The sequence below is a fragment of the Actinacidiphila sp. bgisy160 genome, from assembly GCF_965342435.1.
Lineage (GTDB): Bacteria > Actinomycetota > Actinomycetes > Streptomycetales > Streptomycetaceae > Actinacidiphila.
The window spans coordinates 94462-118184 of record NZ_CBDRCM010000019.1 but is presented as its reverse complement, the minus strand read 5'-3'; the positions used below and the strand labels follow the sequence as shown (position 1 = coordinate 118184).

18 protein-coding genes and 1 pseudogene are annotated in these 23723 nt (G+C 70.9%); all 19 read right to left on the bottom strand.

All coding sequences use genetic code 11. The features are described 5' to 3' along the window. Positions 1 to 9: 9 nt before the first annotated feature. Positions 10 to 975, bottom strand: coding sequence for an RNA polymerase sigma factor SigJ (gene sigJ, locus ACRWNP_RS17720; protein WP_431962351.1), 966 nt, complete (start codon positions 973 to 975; stop codon positions 10 to 12). Between the two features lie 83 nt (positions 976 to 1058). After that, positions 1059 to 1793, bottom strand: coding sequence for an SDR family oxidoreductase (locus ACRWNP_RS17715; protein ID WP_431962349.1), 735 nt, complete (start codon positions 1791 to 1793; stop codon positions 1059 to 1061). A gap of 197 nt (positions 1794 to 1990) precedes the next feature. Continuing rightward, positions 1991 to 3031, bottom strand: a pseudogene (locus ACRWNP_RS17710) (helix-turn-helix domain-containing protein). Between the two features lie 84 nt (positions 3032 to 3115). Next, positions 3116 to 3937 (bottom strand): helix-turn-helix transcriptional regulator, encoded by an 822-nt coding sequence (locus tag ACRWNP_RS17705; RefSeq protein WP_431962347.1) that lies wholly within the window; start codon positions 3935 to 3937, stop codon positions 3116 to 3118. A gap of 147 nt (positions 3938 to 4084) precedes the next feature. Next, positions 4085 to 5518 carry an aldehyde dehydrogenase family protein gene (locus ACRWNP_RS17700; RefSeq protein WP_431962345.1) on the bottom strand — a complete coding sequence of 478 codons (1434 nt, stop codon included), beginning with the start codon at positions 5516 to 5518 and terminating at the stop codon, positions 4085 to 4087. Positions 5519 to 6094: 576 nt separating this feature from the next. After that, a complete protein-coding gene (locus ACRWNP_RS17695) occupies positions 6095 to 6844 on the bottom strand; it encodes an SDR family oxidoreductase (RefSeq protein ID WP_431962343.1) in 750 nt (249 codons plus the stop codon). A gap of 229 nt (positions 6845 to 7073) precedes the next feature. After that, positions 7074 to 7340, bottom strand: a complete 267-nt coding sequence (locus tag ACRWNP_RS17690; RefSeq protein WP_431962341.1) for a hypothetical protein — start codon at positions 7338 to 7340, stop codon at positions 7074 to 7076. Positions 7341 to 7850: 510 nt separating this feature from the next. Beyond that, complete coding sequence (locus ACRWNP_RS17685; protein ID WP_431962339.1) at positions 7851 to 8888, bottom strand: sugar phosphate isomerase/epimerase family protein; 1038 nt, start codon at positions 8886 to 8888, stop codon at positions 7851 to 7853. Between the two features lie 34 nt (positions 8889 to 8922). After that, positions 8923 to 10311, bottom strand: coding sequence for an alkaline phosphatase family protein (locus tag ACRWNP_RS17680; protein ID WP_431962337.1), 1389 nt, complete (start codon positions 10309 to 10311; stop codon positions 8923 to 8925). Continuing rightward, positions 10308 to 11477, bottom strand: a complete 1170-nt coding sequence (eboE, locus tag ACRWNP_RS17675; protein ID WP_431962335.1) for a metabolite traffic protein EboE — start codon at positions 11475 to 11477, stop codon at positions 10308 to 10310. The genes ACRWNP_RS17680 and eboE overlap by 4 nt, the downstream gene beginning before the upstream one ends. 13 nt (positions 11478 to 11490) lie before the next feature. Then, positions 11491 to 12339 (bottom strand): TatD family hydrolase, encoded by an 849-nt coding sequence (locus ACRWNP_RS17670; protein ID WP_431962333.1) that lies wholly within the window; start codon positions 12337 to 12339, stop codon positions 11491 to 11493. After that, positions 12339 to 12980: an EboA domain-containing protein gene (locus ACRWNP_RS17665; protein ID WP_431962331.1), complete on the bottom strand. Its 642-nt coding sequence runs from the start codon at positions 12978 to 12980 to the stop codon at positions 12339 to 12341. Before ACRWNP_RS17665 ends, ACRWNP_RS17670 begins: the two co-directional genes overlap by 1 nt. Beyond that, positions 12977 to 13834, bottom strand: coding sequence for a sugar phosphate isomerase/epimerase family protein (locus tag ACRWNP_RS17660; protein WP_431962329.1), 858 nt, complete (start codon positions 13832 to 13834; stop codon positions 12977 to 12979). Before ACRWNP_RS17660 ends, ACRWNP_RS17665 begins: the two co-directional genes overlap by 4 nt. Next, a complete protein-coding gene (locus ACRWNP_RS17655; protein WP_431962327.1) occupies positions 13831 to 15051 on the bottom strand; it encodes an SCO3242 family prenyltransferase in 1221 nt (406 codons plus the stop codon). Before ACRWNP_RS17655 ends, ACRWNP_RS17660 begins: the two co-directional genes overlap by 4 nt. Then, positions 15048 to 16232, bottom strand: coding sequence for an inositol-3-phosphate synthase (locus tag ACRWNP_RS17650; RefSeq protein WP_431962325.1), 1185 nt, complete (start codon positions 16230 to 16232; stop codon positions 15048 to 15050). The genes ACRWNP_RS17655 and ACRWNP_RS17650 overlap by 4 nt, the downstream gene beginning before the upstream one ends. A 93-nt stretch (positions 16233 to 16325) precedes the next feature. Next, positions 16326 to 20045, bottom strand: a complete 3720-nt coding sequence (locus tag ACRWNP_RS17645) for a ThuA domain-containing protein (RefSeq protein ID WP_431962323.1) — start codon at positions 20043 to 20045, stop codon at positions 16326 to 16328. A gap of 298 nt (positions 20046 to 20343) precedes the next feature. Then, entirely contained in the window at positions 20344 to 21348 is a 1005-nt protein-coding gene (locus ACRWNP_RS17640) for a sugar phosphate isomerase/epimerase family protein (RefSeq protein ID WP_431962321.1), read from the bottom strand. 28 nt (positions 21349 to 21376) lie between these two features. After that, positions 21377 to 22591: a Gfo/Idh/MocA family protein gene (locus ACRWNP_RS17635; protein WP_431962319.1), complete on the bottom strand. Its 1215-nt coding sequence runs from the start codon at positions 22589 to 22591 to the stop codon at positions 21377 to 21379. Positions 22592 to 22640: 49 nt separating this feature from the next. Then, entirely contained in the window at positions 22641 to 23678 is a 1038-nt protein-coding gene (locus ACRWNP_RS17630) for a substrate-binding domain-containing protein (RefSeq protein ID WP_431962355.1), read from the bottom strand. Positions 23679 to 23723 lie beyond the last annotated feature (45 nt).

Sequence of the window (23723 nt, the reverse complement as noted above, 5' to 3'; positions counted from 1 at the left end):
CTAAAACGATCAGAGTGACCAATTCGTTAGCTTCATTGGATTCAACATCAGCCACACGTTCGTGACGCCTTCATCGCTGACGTCAAAGGTAACCATTCCGTATCGACTCCCCTCATTTCGAAGAATGTATCCGAGACCGTCAGCTGTGTCGCGTTGCTCAAGACGGAGGGCGGGCTGCTTGCGCATCACTCCCATGAACCACCGGGCTACATGATCCGACCCACGGATGACCTGAGGTGCGGCATTGACGAAGCCGCCGCCGTCTACTCGTAGTTCGACGTCTGGAGCCAACACGCGGAGCAGGTCCTCGATGTCCCCTCTGACAGTTGCACCACGGAATGCCCGAACAGCCTCATCATGCTGGTGGGGAGAAACCTGTGCGCGTCTTCCTTGTCGAACGTGGCGGCGTGCGGACGTTGCCAATTGCCTTGTTGCTGCTGCTGAACGACCTACGACCCCAGCAATCTCGTCAAACGGGAGACCAAACACGTCATGCAGCACGAACGTCACTCGCTCTGCTGGGGTCATGGCCTCGAGGACCGTCAGCAATGCCATGCTGACGGCATCATCGAGGGTGACGCGTTCGAGCGGATCAGCAGCGAGATGACTGGAGTTCAGTGGCGCAATGGCTGTGTCTGCAAAGAGGTCAACTGGAACTGGCTCCGGTAGCCATTGCCCGACGTACGTCTCCCGTCGCGCCCGCGCGGAACCCAGCAGGTCGAGTGAGATACGGCTCGCAACTCGAATCAGCCATGCTGCAGGCGCGGCAATTTCGTCGCGTTCCTCGGGCTCAAGGCGGTACCACCTCACATATGTCTCTTGCACGACGTCCTCGGCATCGGCCAGGGTGCCCATCATGCGAAAGGCTAGCGACAGCAGGCGATGCCGCTCCGCCATGATCGAATCGAGGGCACGTGATTCATCACGCTCGGCTTTTCCGAACTCCGCGGATTCGGCAGGAAGATCTTCCGACATGGGACACCCTTTCCCAATGGAGCGCAGCACGCCTAACCTATTGCTTGGCGGTCAGACGTTCCCGACTATCTCCACTATCGCATTCAGAAAGTGGGGATCCCTGCAATCGGGTACCGCACGGTGCCTGTCCGGTACGCGCCGCGCGGAACCATGGCCTCGAGGGGCTCCTGTCCGTCCACGGTCACAACCTCACGATCGTCTCCGCGATCGGCCAGAGTGGCACGGAAGAGGTCGTCGTGGTAGAAGCGGTCGGGTCCAGCGATCTCGACCACACTTCCCGGATCCAGCGTCGTGACAGCCTCGGCGAGCAGCTCGATGACTTCGTCCAGCTCGACGGGTTGGATGAATGACCTCGGAGCGAGAACCTTTCCGTCCACGGTGTGCTGGTCAATGAGGACAGGAATGTAGCTCTGGAACTGGGTGGCCCGAATGATGGTGGCGGGGATCGAAGCGGATCGCACGGCCTTCTCCTGCGCCACCTTACCGAGGTAGTACCCGATCTCAGATGCGTCTCCTTCCCCGACGCCGACAATGGAGAGCACGATGTGATGACGCACACCTGCCCGCTCGCCCTCCGCAGTCAGGTTTTTGATCGCTCCCTCGAAGAACGAGATTGCCCCCTCCGCATCAAAGCGGGGGGTGTTGAGGACGTTCACGATGGTGTCGACTCCGACGAGAGCCTCGGCGAGCCCCTTGCCCGAGATCACGTCGATCCCGTCCTCAAGTCCTCCCGAGACCACCTCGATGCCCTTGGCCTCCAGGTTGTCAGCAAGGCGGGACCCAACACGGCCGCGCCCACCAGCGATGAAAACCTTCATTTCCTCACTCCGTTCCGGGGCATCAGTCGCTGCCCTCACCAACATGACGACGCAGGCCGGAGAAATGTGAGGCTGCGAAGCAGGCATGCTGCTAGACCGTGTCCTATGTGGTGAGGCGGATGAGTCGCTTGTGGCAGCGCAGGGCGGCGGCGAGTCCGAGAAAGGCTAGTGCTCTGACCGCATAGGTTCGCCGGGTTTCATGCTGCTGGGGCGAGTGGGCGTCCGCTCCAGCGGATGCGCTTCTCGCTGCGGATGCGGGCGCGTTCTCGGCGTTGGGCGGTCAGGACGTCGGGGTGGCGGGCGTTGGTGTTGCGCCGGCGCAGGTAGGCGTGCAGGGCCCGGGTCTGGACGGTGTGGTTGGGGTGGTTCGAGTTGGCGATGGTGAACTGCCGCAGCGGTCCGAAGTGGGCTCTATCGGGTTCGCCCAGGACGCGTAGGTCGGGGTGAAGCACAGTTCGACCCGGTGCTTGGTCGCCCAGCGGCGGATCCGCTCGCCCTTGTGTGCGGACAGGTTTTGGCGGCGCCCTTCTTGCGCCGGTTGACGCCCCACAGGGTGTCGTCACCGATCGAGTACCAGCCGTGGAAGTACCGGACGCCGTGGGTGCGGTGGTAGGTCGCCGGCACCCGGTCGGGCTTGGTCTGCTCGGCCCAGCAGTTGCCGCCGGTTGGCCGGATGCCGAGCAGGCCGAACTCGTCGAACGCGAAAACACGGTCCGGGAAGCGTGTTCGATGCGGTCGAGCTTGGTGTCACGCTCGGGGTCCGGGGATTGCTTCCAGGTCTTGGTGCGCTGGAAGGTGATGCCGCGGCGCAAGAGCAGCCTTCGTAACGTCTCGCGGCCGATGCGGATCACGCGGCCGTGGACTTTCCGCAGATAGGCGGCGAGTTTCCGGAGGGACCAGCGGGTGAAGGGCCGGCCGGGTCTGGCCGGGCGGATGGTGGCCGTCTGGATGACGAAGTCCTCGTCGTCAGGACCGAGCAGGCGGGGACGGCCTCCCGCCCACTGAGGGTCCAGGCATGCCAGGCCGATCTCGTTGAACCGGTGGATCACGTCCCGGACGGTGTCCTCGTCGGCCTGGACCAGCTGCGCGATCACCGGCACCCGGTTCCCGTCCGCCGAAGCCAGCAGCATCATCGCCCGCCGGTAGCGCACCGAACTGGTACTGCCCCGGCGCACGATCTGCTGCAGCTTCTGCCCCTCCTGATCGGTCAGTCTGCGCACCCGCACAGGCTCAGCCACCGCACCTCCAGCAATCGGATCGAACGTCACCGCACATCCAACCGCCCCAACCGCCAACCCGGCGAACCTATGCGGTCACAGCACCTAGCCGAGCACGGAGAGGAGCTGGAGATTGGTGTGGCTCTCCGTGCCTGGCACCGCGGTGTAGACCAGGAGCCTTTGCGACTGGTCGGGGTCGACGAGCGTCTGGCAGTGCAGTTCCAGCAGTCCGACCTGCGGGTGCTGGAAGCGTTTCACCGCGCAGGAGGGGCCCAGCACGGGATGCCCGCGCCACAGCGCGGCGAAGTCCGGGCTGGCCTGGCGGAGCGCGTCGACGAGTTCGCCGACCGGAGAGTCGCCGCCGTCGCGGGTGTACGCGCCGTACAGGTCCGCCGCCATCAGCCGGCTCTGCTCGGGGACGTCACTCTCGGGCACCAGGCGGGAGGACGGATCGGTGAACCAGCGGTAGTGCGCGCTGCGCGCCCAGCCGGTGTAGGCCGTCTGGTCGCCGAGCAGCGCGACGGCCAGGCGGGTCTGCTTCAAGGTCTCGCCCAGGTGGTTCATCACCTGGGCCGGAGTGTCCTCCAGGCGGTCCAGGATGCGCAGCATGCCCGGGTTGAGGTGGTCGCCGCGGCGCACCCTGCGCGGCAGGGCATGACCGGCGAGCCGGAACAGGTGGTCGCGCTCCTCGAGCGACAGGCGCAGCCCGCGGGCGATCGCGGCGAGCATCTGCTCCGAGGGGTGGGGGCCGCGCGGCTGTTCCAGCCGGCTGTAGTAGTCGACCGACATGTCGCACAGGGCCGCCACCTCCTCGCGGCGCAGCCCGCCGGTGCGCCTGCGCCGCCCGCGCGGCAGGCCGATGTCCTCGGGCTGCAGGGCTTCACGGCGTGCCCGCAGGAACGCCGCCAGCCCGGCTCGGTCCGTCATGTGCCCTCCCGTCCTTTCGTCTGTCACGGGCCGCTCGGGCGCGGGCCGCCCACAACGCAGGGTAACTCCGCACCGCCGGCCCTCCCCGGTGGCGGCCGCGGGCCGCGGACGTCCCGGTGAGCGTCCGCGGCCACCAGCGGCCGCAGGTCAGCGGGTGATCGCCTTGGTCTCGAGGAACTCCTCAAGGCCGGCCCGGCCCATTTCCCGGCCGTTGCCGGACTGCTTGTAACCGCCGAACGGCGCCTGGAAATTGTGGGGCCCGCCGTTCACGTCGACCTGCCCGACCCGAAGACGCCGGGCGATCGCCACGGCGTGCTCCTCCTCGCCGGTGACGGCGCCGTTGAGTCCGTAGACCGTGTCGTTGGCGATCTCGACGGCGTGGTCGTCGTCGGTGTAGGGAATCACCACGAGAACGGGGCCGAAGATCTCCTCCTGGGCGATGGCGGAACCTGGGTCGACGTCGGCGAAGATCGTGGGCTTGACGTACGCGCCGGTCTCCAAGCCCTCGGGGCGGCCGGTGCCGCCGACGACGAGCGTGGCGCCGTCGGCGATGCCGCGACGGATGTAGCCGTCCACGCGCCGGCGCTGGTTCTCCGAGGCGAGCGGGCCGATACGGGTGCCCTCGTCGGCAGGGTCGCCGACGGTGTAAGCGACGGCGGCGGAGCGCAGCTTCTCGACGACGGTCTCCTGCAGGTGCCCGGGCACGAGCATCCGCGTGTAGGCGCCGCAGGCCTGACCGCCGTTGGCCCAGGCATAGGCCAGGCCGCGGTTGACGGCGAAGTCGAGGTCGGCGTCGGGAAGGATGATGTGTGCGGCCTTGCCGCCGAGCTCCAGTGCGACGCGCTTGACGGTCTCGGCAGCGGCGGCCGAGACACGCCTGCCGGCGGCCGTGGACCCGGTGAAGGACACCATGTCGATCTTCGGGTGCCGCGAGATGGCCTCGCCGACCACCGGCCCGGTGCCCTGCACGACGTTCAGCACACCGGCCGGCAGACCGGCCTCGGTGGCGATCTCCGCGAACATCCGGGCGCTCAACGGCGAGAGCTCCGACGGCTTGAGGACCACGGTGTTGCCGGCCAGCAAAGCCGGGACGACCTTGGTCACCAGCTGCTGGAGGGGGAAGTTCCACGGGGTGATGGCGCCCACCACGCCGATGGGCTCGCGGATGATCAGAGAGTTCTCCACCGTCTCGGTCCACTCGAACCGCTCGGCCGTCACGATCGCGGCAAGGGTCGACGCCACCGGGAAGCCGGCCTGCGCCTGACGCGAGAACGTGATCGGTGCGCCCATTTCCAGGGTGATCGTGGCGGCGATCTCCTCGGAGTGCTTCTGCATCCCTTCGGCCACGCGCCGGATCACGGCGATGCGGTCCTCGGTCTCCGTCGCCGACCAGACGGGAAAGGCGGCGAGCGCCGCGTCCACGGCCATGTCGACGTCCTCGGAAGTGCCCTGGGCAACGGTGGCGACCACGGAGTCGTCGGCCGGGTTGATGACGTCGATCAGCGGACCCGAACCGGGGACCGCGCGGCCGCCGATCCAATGGGACGGGGCCGGGAAGGGAACATCGGGGTTTTCGTTCATACCGCCAGACAACAGCGACTGCCGCGCGGCATCCATGCCCGGCCATACCCATGATGCGCGTCACTCCCGCTTGGGAGCACCTGGCTGAACGCGGTCAATGACCAAGTGGTCGGGACCGGCAGTGGTCGTGCCGGCATCCGCAGCGAGAAAGGCATCCGCTGGGGCGGACGAGCACGGGGCGGGTCGATGCCCTCGCGGGCGGCACGTTCGCGTACCTCCGCCGCGCGTTCGGCGTTGCGGCCGGATATGTCGCGCATGCTCGCATAGACGGTGTGTCCCGCGGAGGCGAGGGCGTGGGCGGCCAGCGCGCCGAACCCGGAGCTCGCACCGGTGACCCGGACGACGGAAGACACGGGGGACATGACGGATCTCCTCGGGCTGCCGGGGCCGGTCCCGGCGGCTGTGGCGTCCGGGTCCCGGATCGGGTGGGTGGCGCGAGGTGCGGGACATGCCGTGGGGCAGGCCGCGGTCGTGGTGCGGGGGCGACGAGGGGCGGGGAACCAACGTCCGGCGGGCAGCGCCGACGAGCCCGCGGTCCGGTGCCGGGAGCGGCCGTGCGGGGACGCGGCCGGCGGGTCAGGCCGCTCCTCCGTTGGCGAAGATCGTCTGGCCGTTGATCCAGCGGCCCGGGCCGGCCAGGAAGGAGACGACTTCGGCGACGTCCTGGGGGGAGCCGAGACGCTCGAGGGGGCTCAGCTTCGCGAACCGCTCTATGGACGCCTCGTCCTTGCCGTTCAGGAACAGGTCGGTGGCGATCGGGCCTGGCGCGACGGCGTTCACGGTGATGTCACGGCCGCGCAGCTCACGGGCCAGGACCAGACTGATGACCTCGACCGCACCCTTCGACGCGGCGTACGCGGCGTAGGTCGGCGTGGCGATCCGGGTCTGCGACGAGGACACGTTGATCACGGCGCCGCCCTCACGGAGCCTGCGGGCGGCCTGCTGGTTGACCACGAAGGTACCCCGGATGTTGGTGCGGTGCATGCGGTCCAGGGCGTCGAGGTCGAAGTCCGCTACGGTGTTGAGGATCATGAGGCCGGCCGAGTTGACCACCACGTCCACACCCCCGAACTCCCGCTCCGTGGCGTCGAAGAGCGCCAGGACTGCCTTCTCGTCGGCGACGTCGGCCCGCACCGCGAGCGCGGAACCACCGTTGGCGGCGATCTGCGCGACGGTCGCGTCGGCGTCCGCCTGGTTGCCGGCGTAGGCGATGACGACCGCCTGGCCGTCGGCGGCCAGGCGCAGCGCGACCTCGCGGCCGATGCCGCGGGAGCCGCCCGTGACGATTGCGACGCGGCGGGCGGTAGCGGTGGTGGTCTCGGTCATGGCGGTCTCCTGATCACGCGAGGGAGGCGACTCCTTCCGTCGCCCCGCTTCCGTCGATAACAGTGCCACGTTATCGACGGAAGCGCAAGCATCGATAACACCGATCTGTTATCGTCGTTCACGGTCTGCGGACGTCCACCTCGCACACTCCGAGGCCGCCACCCCTGTGCGGGGCGGCGGCCCGGGAACCAGCGGCCGTCACGCGTGGGCGTTCAGGCCGGGCCGGAGGTCAGCGGTAGCGACCACCGAAGAAGAAGGGGTCGAAGAGGTAGGGGCCGAAGAGGTAGGAGCCGAAGAAGCCGCGGTCGAAGCGGTAGTGGTCACGGTGGTGGCCCCGGCCGCCGTGGCCACGGTCGTAGCCCCGGCCGTGGTCGCCCGTGACGTGGGTACCGTGGGCGCGAACGAGATCCGGGGTGGCGGCGCCGGCAGCAGTGGCACCACCCAGCAGAACGGCAGAGGCCACGCCAAGAGCGGCCACAAAACGGGAAACACGCATGCTGACTCTCCTGTCTCGGCGGACACCGTGGCGGCGTCCGCAGGGTTCCGACATGGAGAGCCTGCGTCGAGGACTTCCGCGCCGCACGGCGGAATCCCGTCACACTCCGTCACTCGACGCGGCGTCAGATGCGGCGAACGGTGGACTCCGGAACGGGCTCACAGCGGCGAATGCCTGCTGATCACGGGCCCGAAGGGGCCTCAACCGTTCCAGCACGCACCGTAATCACGAACCGTCACGTCCGGACCTCCCGACGGGTGAATCCTCGTCACCGACAACGTACGCCAACCCGGCCCCCGTCCTCGGGGGCGACCCCGGCGGCAGCGGGCCCGGAGCGGACGCGGACCGTTCCGTCGCTGGTCACGGACTCAGGTGCCGCCGCGGTCGCGTGCTGCCCGAAGTCGCGGCGACACGCAAGCCCGGCCCCCCGCCGGAAGACGAAGGGCCCCGGCCCGCCCGGGCGGCGGGCACGGGGCTCCGACGAATCGTCAGACGGACGCCGACGTGACGTCAGCAGTCCTTCTCGCGCAGTGAGTGCAGGTACGCGCTCGACCTGCGGGCGAAGCTGAGGGAATCGGCCGGCGTGTCGTGCTCCGTCTGCCAGTGGTGGGCGAGGCGGCCGCCGTGCGTGCGCGTCACCTCCGAGATGAACCGCTGGTAGTCGATGTCGCCATCGCCGACGTCGACCATGCGGTAGCCGTCGCGGGCGGTGTCGTCGCGCTCACCGTCCTTGACGTGGAAGAGGGGGTAGCGGTCGGGCTGCTCGAGGACGTAGCGCAGCGGGTCGAAGGGGGCGGGGGTGCCGTCCGCCCGCTTGGAGAAACGGAACTGACCGGCGTAGGCCCAGTAGATGTCCATCTCCAGGTAGACGAGGTCGGGGTCGGTCTCGGCGAGGAGCACGTCGTACAGCCGCACGTTCGGGCGGTCGGTCGCGAACGAGAATTCCTCCGCGTGGTTGTGCTGGTAGAACTTCATGCCGCGGGCCTTGGCGGCGGCGCCGTACTCGTTGAACTCCTCGGCGCAGCGCTTCCAGCCGTCGACGGTGCTGCCGTAGCGCCAGGGGCCGGACGCGGTGCCGATGTGCTTCAGCCCGAGGGCCTGTGCGTCGTCGAGGACCCTCGTCAGGTTCTGGGCGAAGGTGTAGGCGCCCGGGTCCCCGTCGTTGTAGTAGCCGACGTGGCTGCCGATCGCGCGCAGTCCGTGGTCCTCGGCGAGCCGGCGCAGCTGGGCCAGCGTGATGGCGCCCGCGGAGCCCTGGGTGTAGCCGGCGTACTCGATCTCGTCGTAGCCGTACTTCTCGAGTTCGGCGAAGACGGGGGCGAAGCCGAGGGTGGAGACCTTGTCCCGCAGCGAGTACAGCTGGATGCCGAGGCGGCCGGGAGGCAGGACGGGACGGCCGTGGCCCTTGCCGTGGGCGCCGGCCGTGGGGGCGGTCACTCCGAGCAGCGCGGCGGCGGTGGCCCCGGCGGCGACACCGAGCATGCCCCGTCTGCTCAGCTTGCGGCTGAGCTCCGGGTCGGGGGTGCTGTTACGACGCGTGCTGGTCATTGTGGATAACTCCTTGACGTCGGTGACGTGTGGTTCAGTGGAGTCCTGCCAGGCGCAGGAGCAGGGACTTCACTTCGGTGGCCGCGACGCGGCCACCGACGGCACGGGGGATGGAGCAGAGGATGAGCGGACCTTCGTCGTCGCTCGCCGGGAGGCGGCCGTGGCTGCCGCGAATAGGCGAGGGGTCGAGCGGCACGACCGCCATGCGGTAGCGCATGCCGAGCTTCTTGCGGGCCAGGGCCGCGGCGGCCTTGACGCGGACGTAGGGGTCCGCGGGGTCCATGAACAGCTCGACGGGGTCGTAGCCGGGTTTGCGGTGGATCTCGACGAGCCGGGCGAAGTCGGGTGCCCTGTCGTCGTCGAGCCAGTAGTAGTACGTGAACCAGGCGTCCGGGTCCGCGACGGCGACGAGCTCGCCGGAACGCGGGTGGTCCAGGCCGTGGCGCTTCTTGCCCTCGTCGTCGAGGAGTTCGGCGATGCCGGGCAGGGTGGCGAGGACCTTGCGGGTGGCTTCGAGGTCCTGGGAACGGCGCACGTACACGTGGGCGATCTGGTGGTCGGCGACCGCGAACGCGCGGGAGGCCATCGGGTCCAGGTACTCCATGCCGTCCTGGGTGTGGACCTCCAGCAGTCCGGCGCGCCGCAGCTCGCGGTTGATGTCGACGGGACGGCTGACCGGTGTGATGGCGTACTCGGAGAGCGCCACCACCGTGCGGCCCTCCCGGCGCGCGTCGTCGAGGAGCGGGGCCAGGGCCTCGTCCAGCTCGGTGGCCGCGCGGCGGGAGCGGGGATCGTCGGGACCGAAGCGCTGCAGGTCGTAGTCGAGGTGCGGGAGGTAGCAGAGGGCGAGGTCGGGTGTGCGGGTGCGCAGGATGTGCCGGGTGGCGTCGATGATCCAGCGGCTGGAGACGATGTCGGCGCCGGGGCCCCAGAAGTGGAAGAGGGGGAAGGTTCCGAAGGCGTCGGTGAGCTCGTCGTGGAGTTCGGGGGGCCGGGTGTAGCAGTCGGGTTCCTTGCGGCCGTCGGCGTAGTAGACGGGGCGTGGGGTGACCGTGACGTCGGTGTCGGCGCCCATGGCGTACCACCAGCAGATGTTGGCCACGGTGTAGCCGGGGTGGGCACGGCGGGCCGCGTCCCACAGCTTGTCGCCGGCGACGAGACCGTTGTGCTGGCGCCACAGCAGGACGTCGCCGAGTTCGCGGAAGTACCAGCCATTGCCGACGATGCCGTGCTCGGCGGGCGGCGCACCGGTGAGGAAGGTGGACTGGGCGGCGCAGGTCACCGCGGGCAGGACGGTGCCGAGGGGCGCCTGCGTGCCGGTGTCCGCGAGTCGTTTCAGATGCGGCATGTGGTCCAGGAGCCGGGGGGTGAGGCCGACGACGTCGAGGACGAGTAGGGGGGCCGGCCCGGCGGTGTCGGTCATGGGAGTTCCTTTAGGCCGAGGTCGTGGAGGAGGTCGCGGGCGAGGCCGAGTTCCGCGGCGATGCCGTCGGCGAGCTGGGCTCGGGTGCGCGGGCGCAGCTCGGCGGGGAGTGCCTGCCAGGTGTAGGTCTCCACTTCGAGGTGGTGGGTCAGCGGGACCGGCCCGCCGACGAGGCGGGCGAGGGCGTCCTTCAGGACGGGAACGGTGGAGGTGAGCGGAGGCGCGGGCGGTGCGTGCAGTGGGACGTGGAAATGGGCGCGCCAGGGTGCGCCGGTGGGGAGTGGCCCCTCGGTGAGCGCCTGGTGGAGGTCGTCGGTGCCGTGCAGGCCGCCGGCGGTGCGGGCGCGCGTCTGGTGGAGGAAGCGGGGTTCGTTGAAGGCGCCGAGCGCATCGCGTACGTCCCGCAGGTGCGGGTGTTCGGCGTGCAGGGCGGCGGAGAGCTGGACCTTGGGGATGGTGATGCCCGCGGCGGTGAGCGCGTCCAGCGCGGCGGCGGGTTCTTCGAAGGAGGTGGCGAGATGGCAGGTGTCGACGCACAACCCGATCCGGGGGTGGGCGATCGCGGTGAGGGGCTCTATCGCGTCCGCGGTGGTCTCGACGATGCAGCCCGGTTCGGGTTCCAGGGCGATCCTGATGGACTTGCCGGAGAGCTCGGCCAGCGCGTCCAGCCGTCCGGCGAGGGTGGTGAGGGCAGTCCTGGCGGTCCGCGCGGCGCGGTCGTCCCAGAGGGTGCGCCAGGCGAGAGGGAGGGTGGAGATCGACCCTTCGGTGACGTCGGCGGGGAGCAGGGCGGCGAGGAGGTCGGCGAGGCCGCTGGTGTAGGCGAGCCGTTCCGGTTCGGTCCAGTCCGGCCGGTAGACGCGGTACTTGACCTCTGCGGCGCCGAAGCCCTGGTAGGGGAAGCCGTTGAGGGTGACGACCTCGAGGCCGCGGCGGTCGAGCGCGGTGCGCAGCCCGCGCAGTGCCGCCGGATCGGTGTGGAGGGCGTGTGCGGCGTCCTTGGCGAGCCACAACCCGATGCCGAGGCGGTCGCGGCCGAGCCGTTTGCGGACCGGTTCGCAGTGGTCGCGGAGCTGCGAGAGCACTCCCTCGAGCGTCTCCGCGGGATGGACGTTGGTGCAGTAGGCCAGGTGGACGACGGAGCCGTCGGGGTGCCGGAAGCGCATGGGTGCCGCCTCCTCATTCCCCGCCGCGAAGGATGGAGTTGCCCTCGTGCAGGTCCCGCGGGGCGGGGACGTCGAGCTGCAGCTTGCCGCTGCGGCCGTAGAAGGCGACGGGGTTGCGCCACAGGACCTGGTCGACTTCGTCGGCGGTGAAGCCGGCGGCGAGCATGGCGTCGGCCGTCCTGCGGGTTTTGAGTGGGTCGCTCTTCCCCCAGTCGGCGGCGGAGTTGACCAGCATCTTCTCGGTGCCGTGGGCCTTCAGCACGGCGACCATGCGGTCCTCGTCCATCTTGGTGTCGGGGTAGATGGAGAAGCCGAGCCAGCAGCCGCTGTCGGCGGCCTCCTTCACCGTGGTCTCGTTCAGGTGGTCGAGCAGGACGTGCTCGGGGTCGAGCGACGACTCGCGGACGACGTCGATCGTGCGCCGCATCCCGGCGAGTTTGTCGCGGTGCGGGGTGTGGACCAGGGCGGGCAGTCCGTGGTCGGCGGCGAGCTGGAGCTGGGTGGCGAGGGCGGTGTCCTCGGCGGGGGTCATCGAGTCGTAGCCGATCTCGCCGACGGCGACGACGTTGTCCTTGACGAGGAAGCGGGGCAGCGCCTCGAGGACGGGGAGGCAGCGCGGGTCGTTCGCTTCCTTGGGGTTCAGCGCGACGGTGCAGTGGTGGGCGATGCCGTACTGAGCGGCCCGGAAGGGTTCCCAGCCAAGGAGGGAGTCGAAGTAGTCGAAGAAGGACTCCGGAGAGGTGCGGGGCTGACCGAGCCAGAAGGAGGGTTCGACCAGGGCGCGGACACCGGCGGCGTACATGGCCTCGTAGTCGTCCGTGGTTCGGGAGGTCATGTGGATGTGGGGGTCGAAGATGCGCATCAGGACTCCTCCGTCCGGGACGTCAGGGCGAGGACGCGGTGGAGGTCCGCGGGGACGGAGCGGCCCGCGGCGGTGCGTTCGGCGGCGTAGTCGCCGAGCATGCGGGCCAGTTCCGCGTCACCGCGCGCTCGTTGCTCGAGCCCGGCGGCCGCGTCCACCGGCACCCCGGTGAACAGGCACTTGAGGAGGGCGTGACGCCAGGTGTGCGGGTCGAGGTGCTCGGCGGCGTAGGGGCCGACGGCGGCGGCGACGAGCCCCGTGTCGTTGGTGCGCAGGGCGTCCTCGACCAGGGGCACCCCGTCGGCGGGGCCCGGCGCGAGGTGCGTCAGCGCGAGGAGGACGGCACGGCGCTCCGCGGCGGTGCCGTGGCGGTACAGGCGGGTCAGGGTGGCGGCGCCGGCGCGGGCCTCCCGCAGGAGCAGCACGCGGACGGCGTCGGCGTGCTGCTGGCCGCAGTGGCGGCCCGCCGAGGCGAAGCGCTGTTCCCAGGCGGGCACGGAGGAGGTCGCTGTGGGGGTGGCGTCGTTCGTGGCGCCACCGCGGGCGGCTTCGGCTTCGGCTTCGGCGAGGGCCGCGTCCAGCCAGGCGCGGGCGGTCTCGCCGAGACGGCCGTGGAGGCCCTCGCGGGTGGGTGTCGTCATGCCGTGGCTCCGTTCGTGGGGGTGTGGGAGCGCAGGAAGTCGAGTGAGGTGCGGGCGAGTTCGGGTCCGGCGTGGGAGTGGCGGGGAAGTTCGACGACGGTCAGTCCCTGGTAGCCGCTGTCCGTCAGGGCCTGGAGGACGGGCGGGAAGTCGATCTCCCCGTCGCCGAAGGGGAGGTGTTCGTGGACGCCGCGGCGCATGTCCTCGATCTGCACGTGGCGCAGCCAGGGAGCGGCCTGCTTGACGCAGTCCGCGGGGGGCGCCGGTTCCAGGCACTGGCAGTGGCCGATGTCGAGGGTCAGTCCGAGCGGTTCGGGGTCACCCAGCAGCCCGCGCAGGTGGTGGAAGTCGTCGAGGCAGGCCAGCAGGTGCCCGGGCTCGGGCTCGACCGCGAGCGGGATCCCGGCGGCGGACGCGGCGTCGAGGACGGGCGCGAGGGCGCCTTCGAGTCGCTGCCAGGCGGTGGCGGGCGACGTGCCGGCGGGGGTGATCCCGCTGAAGCAGTGCACAGCGTGGGCCCCGAGGTCGGCGGCTACCTGGACGGCGCGCTCGAGCAGCCGGGTGCGGGCGGCGCGGGCGTCGGGGTCCGGGTCGAGCAGGGAGGGGCCGTGCTTGCGGCGCGGGTCGAGGACGTAGCGGGCGCCGGTCTCGACGGTGACCTCGAGGCCGAGGGCGGCCAGCCGTCGCGCGAGGCGGTGGGTACGGGCGGCGAGGTCGGGTGCGAGGGGGTCGAGGTGCATGTGGTCGAGGGTGAGTCCGACGCCGTCGTAGCCGAGGTCGGTGAGGAGGGCGAGGGCGTCGTCGAGGCGGAGGTCGGTGAGGCCGTTGGTTCCGTAGCCGAGACGCAGGCTCATGTGGGGCTCACCTTTCTGGCGACCCGGCGGGCGACGGGGCCGAGGGCGAGGACGGCCGCCGCGGAGGCCCCCGAGCCGCAGCGGGCCGCCAGGGCGGCCTGCAGCGGGATCATGGCGCGGATCCCGCCGCCGACGGCGCGTTGGGTGAGCAGCGGGGAAGGGTTGAGAGCCGCGTGCAGGAAGGGGGTGAGCGCGGTGGCGGCATAGACGGTGGAGGCCAGTGCCGTCATCACGTGGGGCAGGGCCGGTGGTCGCTCCGTCCCCGGGGCCGGTCGCCCAGGTCGGCCACCGCCCGCCCCGTGCCGGGCGGTGGCCGACGGCGGACGTGCGGACGCGCGCGGGAGGCGCGGCGTCCGGGTGGCGTCCGTCGTGACGGCGGCGATCGCCGTGGTGGTGACCAGGGCGGCGAGCGGTGCCGTGCTGGAGCCGCCCCGCGTCTCGTGGCGGGAGACGGTGGTGACCGCGTAGGTGTGCGCGCCGAGCAGGGCGGCGTGGGGCAGCGCGGCACCGAGTGCCCGGGGACGGGTGGCCGTCGCGCCGAGCACGAGGTCGAGGGCGCGTGCCGCGGCCATGGCCGCCGGGCCCCCCGCAGTGTGCTTCAGGCGCAGGTCGTACGCCCAGACCGTCACCGCGAGGGTGGTGGCCAGGGCGAGCGGGGCACGTCCCGCGCGGGCCGCGAGCGCCAGGCCGGCCGCGGTGAGCCCTCCGGCGGCCGTCAGGGCGGCAACAGGGCTGATCCGGCCCGACGGGAGGGGACGGTGGGGGCGGTCGGCGGCGTCCTCGTCGCGGTCGGCCCAGTCGTTGAGCGCCATGCCCGCGTGGTAGAGGCACAGGGAGCTGCCGATGGCGAGGAACGTTCCGCGACCAGGGCCCCGTCCGGTGGCGGCGGCACCCGCGAGGGCGTCGCCCGGGACGGTGAACAGGGCGGAGACGCGCAGCAGTTCGGCCCAGTCCCACAGCCGGGGGGCCGGTGCGGGCCGTTCCGCCCTGGCGTCGCCCGCGGTGTCGGCTACGACGTCGGCCTTCTCGGCGCTTCCGCTCCCGCCCGGGGCGGCCCCCTCCTCCGCCCCGGGCCGGTGGGTGCCACGCGCCCCGTCCCGAGGGACGCTGCCGCCCGCCACGCCGCGCGGAGGGCGGCGCGTGGCGAGCGCCGTCACGACGCCCAGGGCCGCCACGACGGCCAGGACCCGCCGTCGCCCCGCTCCCGGAGCCCTCACCGGGGCTCCCCCAGGCGAGACTCCCCCAGGCGGGACTCCCCCAGCCTGGCGGCAAGGGCCAGCAGCTCCCCGTACTGCTCGGAGAGCGCCGCGGGGGCGCCCGGGTCGGGGTCCTTGAAGTAGAAGCCCAGTTCCGGGAGGGGGCCGGTCAGACCGGCCTCGTGAGCGCGGGCCGCGAAGCGGGCGAGGTCGAGGACGAGCGGGGCGGCCAGGGCGGAGTCGCACCCCTGCCAGGTGGTCTGCAGGACCATCCGGGTGCCCAGGAATCCGTCGAAGGCGATGTGGTCCCAGGCCGTCTTCCAGTCGCCGAGGGCCGGGACGTCGTCGATGTGGACCTCGCCCTCGGGGGTGGTGCCGAGGGCGTCGGCGAGGACGCGTTCCTTGCCGGCGTTCTTGGCCGCGGCGGCCGCGGGGTCGGCGAGTACCGCCCCGTCGCCCCCGCCGAGCAGGTTGGTGCCGGACCAGGCGCGCACCGTCAGGGCGCGTTGTACGAACATCGGGGCGAGGACGGAGCGGAGCAGGGTCTGCCCGGTCTTGCCGTCCCGTCCCGCGAAGGGGAGGCCGCGGGCCGCGGCCGCCTCGGCGAGGGCCCGGGTCCGTATCCCGGTGGAGGGGGTGAAGTTCACGTAGGCGCATCCGGCCTCGATCGCCGCCGTGGCGTAGAGGGAGCTCGCCGGTAGCCGGTCGCTCCCTGGCTCGGGGACGGGCTCGGTGGAGGCGACGTTGACGACGACGGTCCTGGCCAGGTCGTTGCGGCGGGTGAAGGCGGTGATGTCCGCGGCGAATGCCGCGATCAGCTCCTCGTCGCCGCGCCTGTCGCCAGGGAGCGGGCCGCCGGTGCGGATCTCCCGGTCCGCGGCGGCCAGTTCGGCGCGGAGGGCGGCGGGCAGGCCGTGCGGCAGCACACCGCCCTCCGCGAGCTGTTCCGCCCGCTTGCCCAGCGGGCAGGCGGCCGTGTCGTGGCCGCCGAAGACCAGGGACGGCAGCGGTGGGAGCCCCGCCGCGGCGAAGGGAGCGGTCTCGCTCACCATGCCGGTCGCCGGGTGAAGTCCGGCGGTGACCGCCGCGCATCCGGCGACGGCGGTGGTGGCGACGGAGCCGCGGGCTCCGATGAGCCACACTCCGGTGCGCGCGGGCGACTGGTTGTCCGATGCCGGTGCCGCGGCGGGCGGGTTCGTCACGACTGCCTCCCTGGTGCGAGTGGTGGGGGCGGCGGGCGGGGGCACGGCGTCTCCCCGCCCGCCGCCGGCTCGTGGGTGCCGGCAGGGACCGCCCTACGAGGAGGGCAGTTCCTTGATCTGGATGTTCCGGAAGGACACCTGGTCGTCGGCCCCGTGGTTCTGCAGGCCGATGTAGCCGTCCTTCAGGCTGCGGACCGGGTCGGTGTTGGTGAAGTCGTTGATCTTGACTCCGTTGAGGAAGACCTGGAGCCGCTCACCCTGGACCTTGATCTCGTAGCTGTTCCACTGGCCCGGGGGACGCAGCACCTGGTCGCGCGCCTTGAGGTTGGCCGACTTGAAGCTGTAGACGGAGCCGGTGGTCCGGTCGGGGGCGTCCGAGGCGTCGATCTGGACCTCGTAGCCGTTGTCCACCGCGGACCAGGGGTCGTCGGAGGCCGGGAAGCCCACGAAGACACCGGAGTTGTCGTCGCCGTCCATCTTCCAGTCGAGCTTCAGCGAGTACGCGCCGAACTGCTTGGCCTGGTACCACAGCAGGCCCATGCCGCCCTCGGTGTGCAGTTCACCGTCGACGACGTTGAACTTGCCGGGGCCCGCCTGCTTCCAGCCCTCCAGGGTGTGCCCGTTGAACAGGTCGCGGTAGCCCGTCTGCGGCTTGCAGTCGGCCTTGACCTGACCGACGGCGTAGCGCAGCCCGCCCAGGAGGTGCTGGCGGAAGGCCGGCTCGGCGTAGGACTCCTTGGTGTGGCCGCCACCGGTGTAGAAGGAGCGGCCGGACTCGTAGGTCTGGCACCACGCGATGGGGTGGTCGCCCTTCATCGTGCCGCCCTGGTAGGTGGTCTCGTCCAGGGTGGCGAGGATGCGGGCCTGACCGCGCGGGTTGCTGCGGTAGTTGTACCACTCGTCGGTGCGCTCCCAGCCGGCCTCGTCGAGGTGCGCGGTGGCCGGGTGGTCGTGGTCCTCGGCGCGGACGGTGGCCTTCTGGATCTGCGGGTGCGACTGGAAGTAGGCGCCGACCAGACCGCCGTAGAAGGGCCAGTCGTACTCGGTGTCGGCGGCGGCGTGGACGCCCATGTAGGCGCCTCCGCCCTTGACGTAGTTCTCGAACGCCTGCTGCTGGTCGGCGTTGAGGACGTCACCGGTGGTCGACAGGAAGACCACCGCGTCGTAGCGGGCCAGGTTGTTCGTGGTGAACTGCTTCGGCTCCTCGGTGGCGTCGACGGTGATGTTCGCGGTGGCACCGAGCTCCTTCAGCGCGGCGACGCCGGTGGGGATGGAGTCGTGGCGGAACCCGGCGGTCCGGGAGAAGACCAGGACCCGCTTGGCGGCGCGGTCGGCCGGGACGTCGGAGAGCTCGAAGTCGTCGACGTCGTAGAGCGCTCCGGAGCCGCCCTTGAAGACCAGGAAGAGCTCGGTGGTCTTCTTCGGCACGGCGCGCAGCGGTACGTCGATCTCCTGGAAGGTCTCCCAGCTGCCGGTCACCGGGACGGGGGCGGAGCCCAGGATCGGGCCGGTCGCCGAGCCGGTGCGCACCTCGAGGAAACCGCCGGAGCCACCGGAGGAGACCCGGGCGGTCAGCCGGACGGAACCGGTGAGGTTGTAGGGCTTGAAGGAGATCCAGTCACCGTTGTCGATGTTGCCGACGGTGCGGCCGCCGTGGGCCTCGGCCTTGTCGAAGAGGTCGACGCCGGACGAGGCGGTGAAGTGCTCGGCCTGCCGGTGGCGCGGCTGCAGCTGCGCCTGGTCGTGGCCGGCGAGCGCCTCCTGGCCGCCGCCCCCGCCGTCGGTGTACTCGGCGTCGATGACGCCGAAGATGTTGGCGTTGGGGTCGTGGCCGCCGTCGGCGGAGGTCTTGATGGTGCCGGAGCAGCCGTTGACGGAGGTCACGGGGTGGCCGTGGCTGTCGTGGCCGAGAACGTAGGTGACCTTGACCTTGGAGCAGTCGATGGTCCCGTCCTCGGGGTCGGTGACCGTCGCCTTGAAGGGGATCTCGTCGCCGAAGCTGAACAGGGCCCCTTCGGCGGGCAGATCCAGGGTGACCTTGGGCGCGGTGTTGCCGACGACCACTCGGACGCTCGCGTTCGCGGTGCGCCCGGTCGGGTCCTTCACGGTGAGGGTGGCGGTGTAGGTGCCGTTCGTGCGGTAGGTGTGCGCGGGGTTCGCCGCGGTGGAGGTGCCGCCGTCACCGAAGTCCCAGCTGTAGGCGAGCGTGTCGCCGTCGGGGTCGGTGGTGCCGGCCGAGGAGAAGGTGACCTTCAGCGGCGCGGCGCCCGAGGTCTTGTTCGCGGACGCCTCGGCGCTCGGGGAGCGGCCGTCGGTGGCGTTCTCGATCCGGTAGAGCGCGGAGTGCTCGTCACCGCCGAACCATGCGGTGCCGTAGTCGAGGACGTACAGCGCGCCGTCCGGGCCGAAGGCCATGTCCATGATCTGCGTCCCGGTCCACGGGACGTCGTTGATGGACTGGACGGTGCCGTCCTCGCCCTGCTCGATGCGCTTGATCCAGCGGCGCCCGAACTCACCCGCGAAGAAGTCGCCGTCGTATGCCTCGGGGAACTTCACCGGGGAGTCCAGCTCGGGGTCGTACCGGTAGACCGGGCCGCCCATCGGGGACTCGGAACCGGTACCGAACTCGGGCACGGAGCCGCCGTCGTAGGGGATCCACGCGGCCTGCGCGGGCGGCAGGTCGGTCAGGCCCGTGTTGTACGGCGAGTCGTTCTTCGGCGCCGCGCAGTCGAAGGTCTCCCCGGACTGCCCGGTCGCGAAGTCGTAGTCGACGTACGGGTCGTTGTCGCCGGTGCAGAAGGGCCAGCCGAAGTTGCCGGCCTTCGTCACACGGGCGAACTCGACCTGGCCGCCGGGGCCGCGCGTGGGGTCGGCCGCGCCGGCGTCGGGACCGTAGTCGCCGACGTAGGCGATGCCGGTCTTCTTGTCGACGCTGAAGCGGAACGGGTTGCGGAAGCCCATGGCGTAGATCTCGGGCCGGGTCTTGTCCGTGCCCGGGGCGAAGAGGTTGCCCTCGGGGATCGTGTACGTCCCGTCGTCGGCGACCTTGATCCGCAGCAGCTTGCCGCGCAGGTCGTTGGTGTTGCCGGAGGTGCGGCGCGCGTCGTAGGCGGGGTTGCGGCCCGGGCGGTCGTCGATGGGCGCGTAGCCGTCGGAGGCGAAGGGGTTGGAGTCGTCGCCGGTCGACAGGTACAGGTTGCCCTGGGCGTCGAAGTCGATGTCACCGCCGACGTGGCAGCAGATGCCGCGGGTGGTGGCGACGTCGAGGACCTTCTTCTCGCTGCCGAGGTCGAGGGTCCAGTCAGCCTTGAGCGTGAACCGCGAGAGCCGGTTGACGCCGTCGAACTTGGCGAAGTCGGCGGCGGTCCCCTGATCGGGGGCGTCGCCCGCGGGGGTGTCGAGCGGTGGCGCGTAGTAGAGGAAGATCGCCCGGTTCTCGCTGAAGTCCGGGTCGATACCGACGCCTTGGAGGCCCTCCTCGTCGTGCGTGTAGACGGGGACGGTTCCGATCACGGTGGTGTTGCCGGCGGCGTCGGTCCTGCGCAGCTCGCCGTCGCGCGAGGTGTGCAGCACGCTGCGGTCGGGCAGGACCGCGAGCGACATGGGCTCGCCGGTCTCAGGCTCCCCCTTGGCGAGGGTGACCTGCTGGAACTCCTCCGCCGCCGCGGCCGCGGGCTCCGAGTCGAGGGGCTGGGCCGAGGCGCCCGCGGGGGCGGAGAGGACGAGGGACGTGGCGGCGAGGAGGCCGCCGGTGAGGAGCGCGAGTGACTGCCGGAATCGGGTTCTGGACGTTCCGGGCCGTTTTCTGTGCACGTGTGTCCTCCGGGAAGGTCGTACGGGCGGATGCAGCTGCCGTGCGGAAGATCCGGGGACCGGCGTGCGCCGTCACGCTGGTCGGGGGTGCCGCGTCAGGACCGGCCTCGTGTTTCAGGCCCGTGTCCTGTACACCTCAGGGACGTTAGCCGGGTTCGTCCGGGACCGAAAGCCCTTGTGCGGCAGATAAGTTGAACTTTCTCCAGCATCAGGACAAAGACGTTCCCGGGCAGCCCGACAGGCCCGGCGGCGGTGGCCGCCGGGCTGCGGACTATCGGCTTTGACCTGTGGTGATGCCCTAGTCGCTGCCTCCGAACGCGGCGTCGAAGGAGGCCGCCGGCGGGTCGAAGTCGTACCGCTTCAGGAGGGAAAGCGCTTCCGGCGCACCGGCGAGGCGGTCCATACCGGCGTCCTCCCACTCGACCGAGATCGGGCCGTCGTATCCGATCGAGCGGAGCATCCGGAAGACGTCCTCCCACGGCACGTCGCCGTGCCCGGCCGAGACGAAGTCCCAGCCGCGCCGCGGGTCGCCCCACGGCAGGTGGGAGCCCAGGCGCCCGTTGCGGCCGTCCAGGCGCTTGCGGGCCTCCTTGCAGTCGACGTGGTAGACGCGGTCCTTGAAGTCCCACAGGAACCCGACGGGGTCGAGGTCCTGCCACACGAAGTGGCTCGGGTCGAAGTTCAGCCCGAAGGCCGGCCGGTGGCCGACGGCCTCCAGCGCGCGGTGCGTGGTCCAGTAGTCGTAGGCGATCTCGGCCGGGTGGACCTCGTGGGCGAAACGGACCCCTTCGGCGTCGAAGACGTCCAGAATCGGGTTCCACCGCTCGGCGAAGTCCTCGAAGCCGCGCTCGATCATCCGCTCCGGGACCGGCGGGAACATGGCGACCAGGTGCCAGATCGACGAGCCGGTGAAGCCGATGACGGTGCGCACCCCGAACGCCGCCGCGGCGCGCGCGGTGTCGGCCAGCTCGCGCGCGGCTCGCTGCCGGACACCCTCCGGCTCACCGTCGCCCCAGATCCGGGCGGGCAGGATCCCCTTGTGGCGCTCGTCGATCGGGTTGTCGCAGACGGCCTGGCCGACCAGATGGTTGGAGACCGCCCAGCACTTCAGGCCGTACTTGTCGAGCAGTGCCCGCCGCCCGTCCAGGTACGAGGGGTCGGCGAGGGCCTTGTCGACCTCGAAGTGATCTCCCCAGCAGGCGAGTTCGAGCCCGTCGTAACCGAAGTCGCGGGCAAGGCGGCAGACCTCCTCCAGGGGCAGGTCGGCCCACTGGCCGGTGAAGAGGGTGAAGGGTCGTGGCACGGCGAGGTCCTCCTCGATGCGGGCGTGGTCAGGTGGTGACGGGGGTGTAGACGGCGTTCTTCTCGGCGCTCTCCTCCACCGCCGCCAGGACGCGCTGCACCTGTAGGCCGTCGGCGAACGACGGCGCCGGGGCGACCCCCTCGGCGATGCCGGCGACGAGATCGCGCGCCTGGTGGGTGAAGGTGTGCTCGTAACCGAGCGCGTGGCCCGGCGGCCACCACGCCTCCAGGTACGGATGGCCCGGCTCGGTCACCAGGATCCGCCGGAAACCGGCCGACTCGGCGGGCTCGGTGTGGTCGTGGAACGACAGCTCGTTCAGCCGCTCCAGGTCGAAGGCGAGCGAGCCGCGCTCGCCGTTGATCTCCAGCCGCAGGGCGTTCTTGCGCCCCGACGCCATGCGGGTGGCCTCGAACGAGGCGAGCGCCCCCGAGGCGAGCCGCCCGGTGAACAGCGCAGCGTCGTCGACCGTGACCGGCCCGCGCCGCCCGCTCCCGGAGCCCGACAGCCCCGACGACGCGCCGGCCAGCTCGGGCCGCTCCCGTACGAAGGTCTCGGTGAGCGCCGAGACACCCACCAGGAGCTCCCCCACCAGGTACTGCGCGAGGTCGACGGCGTGCGCGCCGAGGTCGCCCAGTGCCCCCGAGCCCGCGTACTCGCGCTTCAGCCGCCAGGTCAGTGGGAACTCCGGGTCGACGAGCCAGTCCTGGAGGTAGGTCACCCGCACGTGGCGGATCGTGCCGACCCTCCCGTCCGCGATGAGCCGCCGGGCGTAGGCGACCGCGGGCACCCGCCGGTAGTTGAAGCCGACCATGGCCACCTGGCCGCGGGCGGCCGCCCGTTCGGCCGCCGCGGCCATGGTCTCGGCCTCGGCGACCGAATTGGCCAGCGGCTTCTCGCACAGGACGTGCTTGCCCGCCTCGAGCGCCGCGACGGCGATCTCGGCGTGGCTGTCACCGGGGGTGCACACGTCCACCAGCTGGACATCGTCCCGGTCCACCAGGGCCCGCCAGTCCGTCTCCGCGGCGGCCCAGCCGTGCCGGGCGGCCGCGGCTCGGACGGCACTCTCGTCCCGGCCGCCGATCGCGGCCAGGACGGGCCTCATCGGCAGGTCGAACACGCGGCCGACGGTGCGCCACGCGTGGGAGTGGGTGGCGCCCATGAAGGCGTAGCCGACCATGCCGATACCGAGCGCCGGCGAAGCGGCCCCCGCGTCACTGTCTTGGTTGCCGGCCATATCAGCCATGCCGTTGCTCCTCGTCGGTTGCTCGGTTCGGACGGGCGGGGCGTATCTGTCAGATGAAGCCCGTCGGCAGGTACTCGTCGACGTTCTCCTTGGTGACGACAGCCGAGTAAAGGGTGATCGACGCGGGGATCTCCAGCTCCGACAACCCGCCGACGCCCTTCTTCTGGCCGAGCGCACGGGCCAGGTCGATGGCGGAGGCGGCCATGGTGGGCGGGTAGAGGACGGTCGCCTTCAGCACGCCGTTGTCGGCCTTGATGGCGTCCATCGCCGACTTGGAACCGGCGCCGCCGACCATGAAGAACTCGTCGCGGCCCGCCTGCGCGATGGCGCGCAGGGCGCCGACGCCCTGGTCGTCGTCGTGGTTCCACAGCGCGTCGAACTGCTTCTGCGCCTGCAGCAGCTGGGCCATCTTGGCCTGGCCGGTCTCGACGGTGAACTCGGCGGCCTGCCGGGCCACCTTCTTGATGTTGGGGTAGTTCTTCAGGGCGTCGTCGAAGCCCTGGGTGCGCTGCCGGGTCAGCTCCAGGTTGTCGATGCCGGCGAGCTCGACGACCTTGGCGTCCGGCTTGTCCTTGAGCTGCTCGCCGATGTAGCGGCCGGCGTTGAGCCCCATGCCGTAGTTGTCGCCGCCGATCCAGCAGCGGTACGCCTGCGGGGAGGCGAAGATCCGGTCCAGGTTGATCACCGGGATGCCGGCCTTCATGGCCTGCAGGCCGACCTGGGTGAGGGCCTTGCCGTCGGCCGGCAGGATGACCAGGACGTCGACCTTCTTGTTGATCAACGTCTGGATCTGTCCGATCTGGGCGGCGGTGTCGTTGGAGCCCTCGGTGATCTCCAGCGTCACCTCGGAGTACTTCGCGGCACGGTCCTTGGCGTTCTGGTTGATGGCGTTGAGCCAGCCGTGGTCCGCCTGCGGGCCGGCGAAGCCGATCGTGACCGGCGTGCCGGGCTTGTCGTCGGCGGCCGCCGCCGTGGTGGCGGCCGCACCGGCCTTCTTCGGCTCGTTGCTGGTGCAGGCGGTGAGGGCCGCTCCGGCGGAGACGGCGGCGGCGCCGAAGAGGAGTCCTCTGCGGCTGGTGACCGGGATTCGTGGCATGACGGTGAAACCCTCCGGGATAGGGCGGTGCGGGGC